This window comes from Bradyrhizobium sp. NBAIM08 (assembly GCF_020193935.1).
GTDB classification, from domain to species: Bacteria; Pseudomonadota; Alphaproteobacteria; order Rhizobiales; family Xanthobacteraceae; genus Bradyrhizobium; species Bradyrhizobium yuanmingense.
On the sequence record NZ_JADYVR010000013.1, the window covers coordinates 126,478 to 138,252 of the forward strand.

Below are 11,775 nucleotides of genomic sequence, written 5' to 3' on the forward strand. Positions count from 1 at the left end.
GCGATGAGCAGATTGTTGCGAACCGGGCTGAATGCGGGCGAGGCTGCGCCGATGGCCGTGGTCGGCGGCGAGGGCGTCTACTTTCACCTTGCGGACGGCCGCAAGCTGATCGACGGCAGCAACACCGGCGGCGGTCTCGGCCATCGCCATCCTGCAATGGTGGAGGCGATCCGCCGCGCGGCCGATACGCCCGTCGTCAACGAAGGCTGGACCTGGGTCGGCCGCGAGCAGGCCGCCGACGATCTGATGACCACCGCCTTCAAGGGCGAAGAGGACTGGGTCGGCGCGGTGCGCTTCTGCATCAGTGGTAGCGAGGCCAACGACATGGCGCTGTCGCTCTGCCAGGCGCTGACGCAGCGCTCGGCGCTGGCAACGCGCGAGCGCGCCTATCACGGCATCACTGGGCTGTCGCGCAGCATGACGGTGCAGCCGCAATGGCACGGTGGCCTTGCGGTGCACGCCGGCGGCTCGAAACTACCGGCACCCATGGCGCCGGTGCGGATCCTGCCGGCGCCGGATGGGGCGATCTATGGCGCGCCGGCCAACAACACCCCGCCCAGCGAATATCTCGCGGACGCCCCGGGCCTGCTCTCGGATACGGCCGCGACGATCATCGACTACACCCAAGGCGGCATCTATTACGACGGGGCCTATCAGGACGAGGTCGCGCGCTGCGCGCGGCAGGCCGGCTCTTACTGGATCGCGGACGAGGTCGTCACCGGCGCGGGCCGCGCGGGGCGCTGGTTCGTGTTCCAGGGCGCGCAGAGCCGGCCCGATATCGTGACGCTCGGAAAGTCGCTCGGCGGCGGCGCGGCGGCCGTGGCCGCTGTCGTGGTGTCCAAAGACATCGTCGAGCGGCTGAAGGGCACGAGCTGGCAGAACTACGGCACGCTGCGTGGCCATCCGATCAGCATGGCGGCCGTCAGCGCCTATCTGAAGGTCGTCAGTGAGGACAAGATTCTGGACCACGTGCAAAGTCTGGAGAAGCTGTTCACCCGCCGCCTCCTCGCAATCGCGCAAAAGCATCCGAGCGTGCAGCGCGTGGCTGGGCAGGGGCTGCACTGGACGGTGGAGCTGCACGGCCCGGACTGGCGGGCCTGGCACGCCGACACCACCGAGGTGCCGATCGCCTCGCGGGTCGCGGAGCGCGCGCTGGAAGCCGGCGCCGTGATCGGGACCAGCGGCGAGCAGACCTCGCTGTTCCTGGCACCACCGCTGGTGATTTCCGAGTGGGAGGCTAACCAGCTTCTGGACGCGCTCGACCACGGCCTCGAAATTGCCGATAAGGAGCACGGGTGATCGCGGACCACGCAGCACCTCGTCGTTCGCCGGCCTGGCCGGCGGATGGGCCGTGGCATCTCGCGATGCCGGAGGGGACGCTCTACGACGCGCTCGCGCGTGCTGCACGTGAACGACCAACGCATCCGGCGACAATGTTCTACGGGGCGAGCCTGAGCTACGCCGAGCTGCGCGACCGGGTCGATGCCATGGCCGGCTTTCTGCAAGGCGTTTGCGGAGTGAAGCGCGGCGACCGCGTCATGATCGCGCTGCAGAATTCGCCGCAATACGTCATCGCTTACTATGCTACGATGCGGGCGGATGCCGTGATCGTGCCGGTCAATCCCATGAACAAGACCGCCGAGATCGCGTATCTCGCCGCGGATAGCGGCGCCAGAGTTGCGATCATCGGCAGCGAGCTAAGCGATGTGTTTGCACCGCTGGTGGGGAAGGCGATTACGCATGCGATTGTCGCGCAGTACCGCGACGAAGTTCCAGCGACGCCCTACACGCTGCCATCATGCGTGACCGAGGCACCGTTGGAGCCGCCGTCATCGCCGGGCTGGTATTCGTGGTCGCCCGCGATAGTGCAGGGCCTGCAGCCGGGTGCGATGGAGGCGGGGCCGGACGATCTCATGATCCTGCCCTACACGTCCGGCACGACGGGTAAGCCGAAGGCGTGCATGCACACCCATCGCAGCGCGCTGTTCACCGCCGTGTTGCAAGCGCGCTGGTATGGGCTCAATGGCAGCGACGTGATGACCGGCTTCATGCCGCTGTTCCATGTCGCGGGCATGCAGGGCTCAATGAATGCCGCCATCGTCGCCGGCGCCACGCTGCTGCTGATGGCGCGTTGGGACAAGGATCTGCTGCCGGATTTGTTCGAGACCTATGGCGTCACGTTCTGGAACGCTGCGCCGACCATGATCGTGGATGTGCTCGCCAGCGCCAGCTTCCGCGACAAATGTTTTGCGAAGCTCAAGGTGCTGACCGGCGGCGGCGCGGCGATGCCGACCGCCGTCGCGGAACGGCTGAAGGGGCGGTTTGGGCTCGATTTCGTCGAGGGCTACGGCATGACCGAGACGATGTCTCCGACGCACCTCAATCCGATGGCGGCGCCGAAGCGGCAGTGCCTCGGCATCGCCGTGCACGAGACCGACGCCAGGGTGATCGATCCCGAGAGCCTGATCGAGCTCGACGACAATGTCGTCGGCGAGATCATCGTGCACGGGCCGCAGGTGCTGCAGGGTTACTGGAACAGGCCGGAGGCGGATGCCGAAGCCTTCATCGAACGCGACGGCAAGCGGTTCCTGCGCACGGGCGATCTCGGCTATCGCGATGCCGACGGCTATTTCTTCGCCGTCGACCGCCTCAAGCGCATGATCAATGTCAGCGGCTTCAAGGTGTGGCCGGCCGAGGTCGAGGCGGCGATGTACCAGAACCGCGCCATCCGGGAATGCTGCATCGTTTCAGCGCCGGACGGCTATCGCGGTGAGACCGTCAAGGCGCTAGTGGTGCTCGATGACGCCGCGCGCGCGACGACGTCGGAGGGCGACATCGTCGGCTGGGCGCGCAGCGCGATGGCGAGCTACAAGGCGCCGCGCGCCGTCGTCTTCGTCGAGTCCCTGCCGCGCACCGCCAGCAACAAGATCAACTGGCGGCTGTTGCAGGATGCCGAATGGGGGCGGACGGCATGAAAGCTGCTTGGCTGGAATATCGGCACGGAGCCGCGTTATGCTCGGCGCCGCGGAAGATCCTGCAAGCCGACGCTTCCCCCCAGACACCACCAGGAACTCGCTGATGCGCATCGTCAATGTCGCCGCCGCCCAGATGGGCCCGATTCAGAAAGCCGACAGCCGCGAGGCCGTGGTCAAGCGCATGATCGCGCTGATGGACGAAGCCAAGAGCAAGGGTGCCGACCTGATCGTCTATCCCGAGCTGGCGCTGACGACGTTCTTCCCGCGCTGGTACGTCGAGGACCGCGCCGAGTTCGACATCTGGTTCGAGCGCGAAATGCCGAACGCAGCGACCAGGCCGCTGTTCGAGCGCGCGGCGCAGCACGGAATGGCGATGAATTTCGGCTATGCCGAGCTGACGCCCGATGGCCACCACTTCAACACCGCGATCCTGACCGACAAAACCGGCAGGATCGTCGGCAAATACCGCAAGGTGCATCTGCCTGGCCATGTGGAATACGACAGCAAGCGCTCGCATCAGCACCTGGAGAAGCGTTACTTCGAGCCGGGCGATCTCGGCTTCAAGGTCTGGCGCGAACTTGGCGGCATCATCGGCATGGCGATCTGCAACGACCGCCGCTGGCCCGAGACCTATCGCGTCATGGGCCTGCAGGGCGTCGAGATGGTGCTGATCGGCTACAACACGCCGTCCGTAAATGCCGAGAAGAGTGAGGAGGGCGTCGAGAAGCGCCTGTTCCACAACCGCCTCTCGGTGCAGGCCGGCGCCTATCAGAACGCGACCTGGGTGGTCGCGGTCGCCAAGGCCGGAAATGAGGATGGCCACCCGCTGTTCGGCGGCAGCTTGATCGTCGATCCCAATGGCGAGATCGTCGCCGAGGCCAAGAGCGAGGACGACGAGGTTCTGGTCCACGCCTGCGACCTCGATGCGACGGTCTTCGGCAAGACCACCATCTTCGATTTCGCCCGGCATCGCCGCATCGAGCATTACGGCCTGATCACCAGCCAGACCGGCGCGGTGCCGCCGCCGGAGACGTGACGCCGATGGCTGACAAGGGCATATCCTTGCGTGAACTCGATCCGCGCGATCGCTACAAGCTGCTTTGCGGCGTGGTGGTGCCGCGGCCGATCGCGCTGGTGACGACGTTGGATGAGAACGGGGCGGTGAATGCCGCGCCGTTCAGCTTCTTCAACGTGTTCTCCGAAAGTCCCGCGCTGATCGTGCTCGGCCTGCAGCACAAGCCGGATCACTCGCCGAAGGACACCACCCGCAACATCCATCGCGACGGCGAGTTCGTGGTGCACATGGTGGACGAGGCGCTATCGGTCGCGATGAACGACTGCGCGGTCGATTTCCCCTCCGGAGACAGCGAGGTCGCCGCGACCGGCCTGGCGACGCTACCTTCGGTCGACGTGAAGGTGCCGCGTCTCGCCGCGGCGCCCTTCGCGCTGGAATGCCGGCGCCATGTCGTGCTGACCTTCTCGCCGGATCGCGAGCTCCTGGTCGGCGAGCTCTTGCGGGTTCACGCCCGCGAGGGGCTTGTCGACACCGCCAACATGTATGTCGATCTCGACGCCTATCGGCCGATCGGCCGCATGTTCGGCAATCTCTACACCACCCAGCGGGACACGTTTGCCCTTGTCCGCGAGAGCCATGCGCAATGGCTCGCGCGCCAGGGTGCCAAAGAGCTGAAGGACGCCTAGTGAGCCGAGAACTGCACCGTACCCAGCGCCATGGTAACGGCCGCCTGCGTCGGGTCGATGACGGGAATCCGCAGCGCGTCTTCCAGCGCGCGGCGATGGCGCGCCATGCCGGCGCAGCCCATCACGACGGCGCGGGCACCGTCCTCGTCGCGCAGCGCGCGGCCGACCTCGATCATCTTGGCGAGCGTACCTTCGCCCGAAGCGGTTTCGGCGACGCTCATGTTCAGCGGCCGCTCGCCGGAGAAGCGGTCGGTCAGGCCCATCTGCCTGAGATAGCGCATGTGACGCGGGATCGAACGCTGGGCGATCGCGATGACGCCAAAAGTCTCCGCGCGGGAAAGCGCCGTCAGCACGCCGCACTCGGCGATGCCGAACACGGGGCGGTCGGTGCCTTCCCGGCAAACTTGCAGCCCGGGATCGCTGTAGCAGGCGATGACGAAGGCGGCCGAGCTGTTGTCGCTTTCGACCAGCTTTCGCAGCGGGATCGCAACGCTGTCTGCGTCCGCCTGGCTTTCAATGCCGAACGGACCTTCGGCCAGCGTCTGGCAGACCACTTCCGGCCCGCCCTCGAAATCGAGCGGCTTCAACGCATCCTCCAGCCCCTGCGTGACCTTGTGGTTGGAGTTCGGGTTGATGACGAGAATGCGCGGCCGGGACATGATGATCTTCCTGCGAGATTTAGCGAACGTGCCTTGAGCCTATCACGGAGTGCCTCATGACTGAACCCGCTTACGACCTGATCATCCGCGGCGGCCACGTCGCCACCACCACAGACGTCTTCGAGGCCGACGTCGCCATCTCCGGCGAGACCATTGCGGCCATCGGCCGCGGGCTTCCGCCCGCAAAGCGCGAGATCGACGCGCGCGGCAAGCTGGTGCTGCCCGGCGGCGTCGACAGCCACGCGCATATCGAGCAGCTGTCGGCCGCCGGCATCATGAACGCCGATACGTTCGAGAGCGCCACCGTCTCCGCCGCCTTCGGCGGCACCACCACGGTGATTCCGTTCGCGGCTCAACATGTCGGCATGAAGCTGCCTGAGGTCGTCGAGGATTATCACGCACTGGCGAAGAAGGGTGCGGTGATCGACTACGCCTTTCACATGATCATTGCGGACGCGACCAAGGATACGGTCGAGGAACACATTCCCGCACTGGTGAAGCAGGGCCATGCCTCGATCAAGATCTTCATGACCTATGACCGCCTCAAGGTCGATGACGAGCCGCTGCTCGACATCCTGCTCGCGGCGCGCCAGTCCGGCGCGATGTTATGCGCCCATGCCGAGAACCACGGCATCATCGCCTGGATGGTGAAGCGGCTGCTGTGGCGCGGCTACACCATGCCGAAATACCACGCCGTCAGCCACGCCCGCGTGTCGGAAGCCGAGGCCTTCACCCGGCTGATCGGCATGGCGGCGTTGATCGACCAGCCGATCATGATCTTCCATGTCTCGACAGCCGAAGGCGCCAAGGTAATCCGCGACTCGCGCGGGCAGGGGCTCAAGGTCTTTGCCGAGACCTGTCCGCAATACCTGTTCCTGACCGCCGCTGATCTCGACAAGCCCGGCGCGGAAGGCGCCAAATGGATGTGCAGCCCGCCGCCGCGCTCGCATGCCGACCAGGAGGCGCTGTGGCAGGCGCTCTCGCTCGGCGATCTCCAGACCATCTCGTCGGACCACGCGCCGTATCGCTATGACGAGACCGGCAAGCTGCGCGCCGGCCCCAATCCCAACTTCAAGCAGGTCGCCAACGGCCTGCCGGGCCTGGAGCTGCGGCTGCCGCTGTTGTTCGACGCGATGGTGTCGAAGGGCCGGCTGGGCCTGGAGAAATTCGTCGAGCTGACCGCGACCGCGCCCGCAAAGATCTACAACCTGCATCCGCGCAAGGGCTCGATCGCCGTCGGCGCCGACGCCGATATCGCGATCTGGGATCCCAACCGCGAGGTCACCATCGCCGACGAGATGATGCACGACCTCGCCGGCTACACGCCGTTTGCGGGGCGCAAGCTGAAGGGCTGGCCGGTGTCGGTGCTGTCGCGCGGCCGCGTGATCATCGAGGGCGACAAGTGCCTCGCAAGCGCCGGCAGCGGAAAATTCCTGGCGCGCAGCGGCGGCGAGGCGGCCAGGCCGACCGGCCGGCTCGTCGCCGACATGGATCCCGAACGGAATTTTGGGGCAGAGCTGCTGTGATGGTGGATCGCGCGCGATGAAGATCGTCATCTTCGGCGGCACCGGCTTTGTCGGCCTCAATCTCGCCGAGGTGCTGCTCGCGCGCGGGCATGAGGTGACGCTGTATGATCGTAAGCAACTGCCGGCTGGAGCGGAGCGATCCTTTGCCGACTACCGGGAGCGGCTCACGATTATTCAGGGCGAGATCTCGGACGTCGAGAGGATCGAAACGCTTGTAAAGCAGGGCTTTGACGCGATTGTCCTTGGCGCTGCCATAACTGCCGGGGATCAGCTCGAGCGGTCCACGACCTCGAGCATTCTCGAGATCAATGTGATGGCTCAGTTCCCGATTCTGAGCGCTGCGATCCGCCGCGGTGTTCGGCGTGTGATCAATCTGTCGTCAGCATCTGCCTATGGAGCCGCGGGGCAACGCTATCCGATATTGGACGAGGAGACGCCGTGCGATCCCGTCTCCTTCTACGCCGTCAGCAAATTCACGTCAGAGAGATCCGTGGCGCGGCTTGCCGAGTTGTGGGGAGGCGATTTTCTGAGTGTGCGCTTAAGCGCAGTGTTCGGTCCGTGGGAACGCATCGGGAAGGTGCGCGATACGCCAAGCCTCCAGTTTCAGATTCTAGCCGCATTCGCTCGCAGCGAGCCGGCGCTGCTGCCGGCGCCAGGCATCAAGGATTGGACCTATGCTGTTGACGCCGCCGAGGCCGTGGCCGTGCTGATCGAAGCCGAGCGACCGCGCCACCGGCTCTACAACATCTCCAGCGGCGCGGCCTGGTCGGCGCTGCAATGGGGCGAGGCTTTTGCGGCCCTGCATCCCGGGCTGGAGTGTCGGCTGGCGGAGCCGGGCGAGAAGACCTTCATCAAGCTTCATGGGGGCGATCGCGCGCCGCTCTCAGTGAGGCGAATGGCCGACGAATTCGGCTGGCGCGCGCGGTTCGGCTGTGCGGAGTCGGCTGCCGCGATGAGCGCCTGGTGGATGCAGCACAGGGAGGGGATCTGACATGCGGCTGCAGGGGCGCACGGCCATCATCACCGGCGCAGGCTCGGGCATCGGCCGCGCCAGCGCAAAACTGTTCGCGGAGGAGGGCGCGCGCCTTGCTTTGGTCGATCGTGACGCCGCTGGCCTCGAGGACACGCTGAGGCTGGTCGGCGAAGCGACGACCCATGTCGGCGACGTCGGCGATGGCGCATTCGCCGAAACCGTCGTCGGCGACGTCGTGGCCCGGCATGGCCGGCTCGATATCCTCATGACGGCGGCTGGCTTCTCCTGTGGTGGCACGGTGCTGACGACGAGCCTGGACGACTGGGACGCGGTGTTCCGCGCCAATGTCGGCGGCACCTGGCTGTGGGCGCGGGCCGCGGTGCCGCAGATGCAGCGGCAGAACAGCGGCTCGATCATCACGCTGGCATCGCAGCTCGCCATTGCCGGCGGCAAGGGCAACAGCGCCTATATCGCGGCCAAAGGCGCGATCATCAGCCTGACGCGGACCATGGCGGTGGATTTCGCAACCGACGGCATCCGTGTCAACGCGATCGCGCCCGGCGCGATCGACACGCCGATGCTTCGCCGCAGCTTTGCCCGTCACGCCAATTCCGAGCAAGTGCGCGAGGCCTCGCGCAACCGCCACGCCATGAAGCGCTTCGGCGTGCCTGAGGAGATCGCGCAGACCGCGCTGCATCTCGCCAGCGATGCCTCGTCGTTCACGACCGGCACCGTGATGGTGGTCGACGGAGGCTGGCTCGCCGCATGAGTGAGGCGCTGATCCAGCTCGAAGCCGACATTCACGCCGATCTCGCTCGGATCGCGCATCCCGGCGCGGCGTGGCTCGAACCGAAAGCGGGGCCAGACGGCAAGCCGGCGCTGGATGTTCTCATCATCGGCGCCGGCCAGTCCGGCATAGCCATCGGCTTCGGCCTGCTGCGCTCGCGCGTCAGCAACATCCTGCTGATCGACAAGGCCGAGGAGGGCAAGGAGGGCCCGTGGCTCACCTACGCCCGCATGCCGACGCTGCGCAGCCCGAAGGACTACACCGGCCCGGATCTCGATATCCCCGGCCTGACTTACCAGTCCTGGCACGAGGCCCGCTTCGGCAAGGCGAGCTGGCAGGAGCTCGGCCTGATCGCGCGCGAGCATTGGGCGGAGTATCTGCTCTGGCTGCGGCGCACGGTCGGCTTGCCGGTGCGCAACGCTTGCGAGCTCAAGGAGATCGCGCCGGCGGCTAACGGCCTGCTCGCTGCGCGCGTGAAACGGGCAGGAGAGGTCGAAACGCTCTATGCGCGGAAGATCGTGCTTGCGACAGGGCAGGAGGGCATGGGCGGTTGGATGATTCCGGAGCAGCTGGTGCATCTGCCGGCGAGCTCTGTTGCAACCGTCGCCGACGACATCGATTTCGAAAGCCTGCGCGGCAAGCGCGTCGCCGTGATCGGTGCCGGCGCCTCCGCTTTCGACAATGCGGCGACTGCGCTGGAGGCCGGTGCCGCTGAAGTGCACCTGCTGTGCCGCCGTGCGCAGATCCAGGTGATCCAGCCCTATCGCTGGCTGACCTTTCGTGGCTTCCTGCGTCATCTCAGCGATCTCGACGATGCCTGGCGCTGGCGCTTCATGCGCAAGATCCTCGAGATGCGGGAAGGATTTCCGCAGCCGACCTATGACCGCTGTGCGCGTCACGCCAACTTCACACTGCACGAGGCCGCGCCGGTCGAAGCCGCGCGCAAGACCGATAACGGCGTTGAACTCCAGACGCCGCGCGGCGCCATCACCGCCGATTTCGTCATCTGCGGCACCGGCATCGACATGGACTTTGCCGGCCGCGGCGAGCTCGCCCAATGTGCCGCCAACATCGCGACCTGGGCCGACCGCTACCAGCCGCCGGAAGACGAACGCAACGAACGGCTCGGCCGCTTTCCCTATCTCGCCGACGACTATGCCTTCACCGAGCGCGAGCCGGGAATGACGCCGTGGATCGCCGACATCCATCTGTTCGCCATCGCCTCGACCATGAGCTTCGGTCCGTCGGGATCGTCGATCAATGCGATGACGACCGCCGTTCCAAAGCTGGTCCACGGCCTGACGCGCGGCCTGTTTCGCGCCGATGTCGAACGGCACTGGGATTCGCTCAGCGCCTATGACGTGCCGCAGGCCGTGGTGACGCGTCATGCGCGAGAAATGGGGGAATCGCTGTGATCACCCATGCGCCGTCGCGACCTCGCGTCCCTCGAAATGTCCGATCGGACTGGCGCGCAACTTGCTTCCTTCTGAACCTGCCTTGCTGGCGTTCTCGTTCGAAATTCAGGGAAAAACCAATGCGTTTTGTGTCTTTCAGACTGGCGACCTCAGTTCTCGCTACCACTGCGCTGCTGCTCATCGCCACTGCGCCGTCGCAAGCGCAAACCAGGGCAGAGACCTTGCGCTACGTCACCGGCGCCTCCGTCAACACGCTCGATCCCAACATCCCCGGCTCGACCCGCGAATCCTTCGCGTTGAGCATGAGCACCTATGACCGGCTGGTGGCATTCGGCCGCAAGCAGCTCAACGGCAAATGGGTGTTCGACCTCGACACGATCACCGGCGAGCTCGCCGAATCCTATGACGTCAGTCCTGACGGCCTTAAGATCACCTTCCGCCTGCGCAAGGATGCAAAGTTCCAGGACGGCTCGCCTGTTACGGCCGAGGATGTCAAGTGGTCGCTCGACCGCTGCGTCACGGCGCCGATCCTCGGCAAGGCGCAGTTGCTCACGGGCTCGCTGACCTCGGCCGATCAGTTCAAGGTGATCGATCCCCTCACCATCGAGGTGACGCTGCCAAAACCCGACAAGCTTGCGCTGCCTAATCTTGCCACCGTCTATCCGATGATCATCAACTCGAAAGTGGCGAAACAGCACGCCACGCCTGACGATCCCTGGGCCACGGCTTGGCTGAAGGAGAACACCGCCGGCAGCGGCGCCTATGCGGTCGAGAGCTTCAAGCCGGGCGAGCAGGTGATCATCAAGCGCAACGAGGCCTGGAACCGCGGATCGCCCGGCAAGCCGGCGTTCTTCAAGCGCGTCATCGTGCAATCGGTGCCGGAGCCGGCGACCCGCGCCAACCTCGTCGAGCGCGGCGATGCCGATCTCGTGCTCGACCTGCAGGCCAGCGACGTGCAGTCGCTGGAGGCCAAGGGCAAGCTCAAGGTAATCTCGACGCCGCAATACAACGCGGTCACCTACGTCTCGATGAACAACCAGATCCCGCCCTTCGACAACGTCAATGTCCGCCGCGCCATCGCTTCCGCGCTGCCCTATGAGGACATGTTCAAGGCGGCCCTGTTCGGCCGCGGCGCGCCGCTGTTCGGCGCGACCTGGCCGGACGGCAAGCCGGCGAACGGCATCTATCCGTTCCAGCAGCCGGTGAAGATGGATCTCGACAAGGCCAGGGAATACCTCAAGGCTGCAGGTCTGCCCGAAGGATTCTCGACCACCTTCAGCTTCAATGTCGGCCAGGCCGCGACGGCCGAGCCGATGGCCGCCCTCGTCAAGGAGTCTCTTGGCAAGATCGGCATCAAGGTCGACATCCAGAAGCTGCCGGACGCGCAGATGTCGACGCAGATCAACGAGAAGAAGCTGCCGTTCTTCACCGAAGGCATCGTCGCCTGGCTGCCGTCGACCGACTATTTCTACCGCAACTTCTACACCGGCACTCAGCGCTGGAATTACTCTTCGATCAACAATCCGGACCTTGCCGCGATTGCGCAGGAGGCCCGCTTCGAGCCGGATAAGGCCAAGTACGAGGAAGCCGGCCGCAAGCTCAACGCGATGCATGTCGACCTGATGCCGCAGATCATGCTGTGGCAGCCCAATCAGGACGCGGTGATGGCGCCGTCGATCGAAGGCTACACCTATGAGTTCCACCGCCAGGTGGATTATCGCGATGTCAGCCGCAAGTGA

Annotated in this window: 10 protein-coding genes; 9 read left to right on the forward strand and 1 reads right to left on the reverse strand. The window is 65.5% G+C overall.

The features are described 5' to 3' along the window. Positions 1 to 3 precede the first annotated feature (3 nt). From I6F37_RS32265 to I6F37_RS32280, 4 genes are all read left to right on the forward strand, one after another. Positions 4 to 1,299, forward strand: a complete 1,296-nt coding sequence (locus I6F37_RS32265) for an aminotransferase class III-fold pyridoxal phosphate-dependent enzyme (RefSeq protein WP_225153728.1) — start codon at positions 4 to 6, stop codon at positions 1,297 to 1,299. Next, on the forward strand, positions 1,296 to 2,975 hold the full coding sequence (locus I6F37_RS32270) for a long-chain-fatty-acid--CoA ligase (RefSeq protein WP_036005307.1): 1,680 nt from the start codon (positions 1,296 to 1,298) through the stop codon (positions 2,973 to 2,975). Before I6F37_RS32265 ends, I6F37_RS32270 begins: the two co-directional genes overlap by 4 nt. Positions 2,976 to 3,078: 103 nt before the next feature. Continuing rightward, positions 3,079 to 4,011: an N-carbamoyl-D-amino-acid hydrolase gene (locus tag I6F37_RS32275; RefSeq protein WP_036005305.1), complete on the forward strand. Its 933-nt coding sequence runs from the start codon at positions 3,079 to 3,081 to the stop codon at positions 4,009 to 4,011. A 5-nt stretch (positions 4,012 to 4,016) separates the two neighbouring features. Next, positions 4,017 to 4,676 carry a flavin reductase family protein gene (locus I6F37_RS32280; protein WP_193374959.1) on the forward strand — a complete coding sequence of 220 codons (660 nt, stop codon included), beginning with the start codon at positions 4,017 to 4,019 and terminating at the stop codon, positions 4,674 to 4,676. Here the strand turns inward: I6F37_RS32280 and I6F37_RS32285 are convergent. Next, entirely contained in the window at positions 4,673 to 5,335 is a 663-nt protein-coding gene (locus tag I6F37_RS32285) for an aspartate/glutamate racemase family protein (protein WP_036005298.1), read from the reverse strand. The genes I6F37_RS32280 and I6F37_RS32285 overlap by 4 nt on opposite strands. A 56-nt stretch (positions 5,336 to 5,391) precedes the next feature. Between I6F37_RS32285 and hydA the strand changes: the two genes are divergently transcribed. The 5 genes from hydA (at position 5,392) to I6F37_RS32310 (ending at position 11,775) form a co-directional block, all read left to right on the forward strand. Continuing rightward, a complete protein-coding gene (gene hydA, locus I6F37_RS32290) occupies positions 5,392 to 6,861 on the forward strand; it encodes a dihydropyrimidinase (protein WP_225111835.1) in 1,470 nt (489 codons plus the stop codon). Between the two features lie 16 nt (positions 6,862 to 6,877). After that, entirely contained in the window at positions 6,878 to 7,852 is a 975-nt protein-coding gene (locus I6F37_RS32295) for an NAD(P)-dependent oxidoreductase (protein WP_036005282.1), read from the forward strand. Between the two features lies 1 nt (position 7,853). After that, positions 7,854 to 8,603 carry an SDR family oxidoreductase gene (locus tag I6F37_RS32300; RefSeq protein ID WP_036005281.1) on the forward strand — a complete coding sequence of 250 codons (750 nt, stop codon included), beginning with the start codon at positions 7,854 to 7,856 and terminating at the stop codon, positions 8,601 to 8,603. Then, positions 8,600 to 10,036, forward strand: coding sequence for an NAD(P)-binding domain-containing protein (locus I6F37_RS32305; protein WP_036005277.1), 1,437 nt, complete (start codon positions 8,600 to 8,602; stop codon positions 10,034 to 10,036). The genes I6F37_RS32300 and I6F37_RS32305 overlap by 4 nt, the downstream gene beginning before the upstream one ends. 119 nt (positions 10,037 to 10,155) lie before the next feature. Further along, the gene (locus I6F37_RS32310; protein ID WP_036005274.1) at positions 10,156 to 11,775 is read left to right on the forward strand and encodes an ABC transporter substrate-binding protein; all 1,620 of its coding nucleotides are present in this window, start codon (positions 10,156 to 10,158) and stop codon (positions 11,773 to 11,775) included.

Bases quoted from the DNA above. Each gene is read 5' to 3' on its own strand.
- I6F37_RS32285 (WP_036005298.1), bottom strand. From the start codon at position 5,335: ATGTCCCGGCCGCGCATTCTCGTCATCAACCCGAACTCCAACCACAAG.
- hydA (WP_225111835.1), top strand. From the start codon at position 5,392: ATGACTGAACCCGCTTACGACCTGATCATCCGCGGCGGCCACGTCGCC.
- I6F37_RS32310 (WP_036005274.1), top strand. From the start codon at position 10,156: ATGCGTTTTGTGTCTTTCAGACTGGCGACCTCAGTTCTCGCTACCACT.
- I6F37_RS32265 (WP_225153728.1), top strand. From the start codon at position 4: ATGAGCAGATTGTTGCGAACCGGGCTGAATGCGGGCGAGGCTGCGCCG.
- I6F37_RS32275 (WP_036005305.1), top strand. From the start codon at position 3,079: ATGCGCATCGTCAATGTCGCCGCCGCCCAGATGGGCCCGATTCAGAAA.
- I6F37_RS32305 (WP_036005277.1), top strand. From the start codon at position 8,600: ATGAGTGAGGCGCTGATCCAGCTCGAAGCCGACATTCACGCCGATCTC.
- I6F37_RS32300 (WP_036005281.1), top strand. From the start codon at position 7,854: ATGCGGCTGCAGGGGCGCACGGCCATCATCACCGGCGCAGGCTCGGGC.
- I6F37_RS32295 (WP_036005282.1), top strand. From the start codon at position 6,878: ATGAAGATCGTCATCTTCGGCGGCACCGGCTTTGTCGGCCTCAATCTC.
- I6F37_RS32280 (WP_193374959.1), top strand. From the start codon at position 4,017: ATGGCTGACAAGGGCATATCCTTGCGTGAACTCGATCCGCGCGATCGC.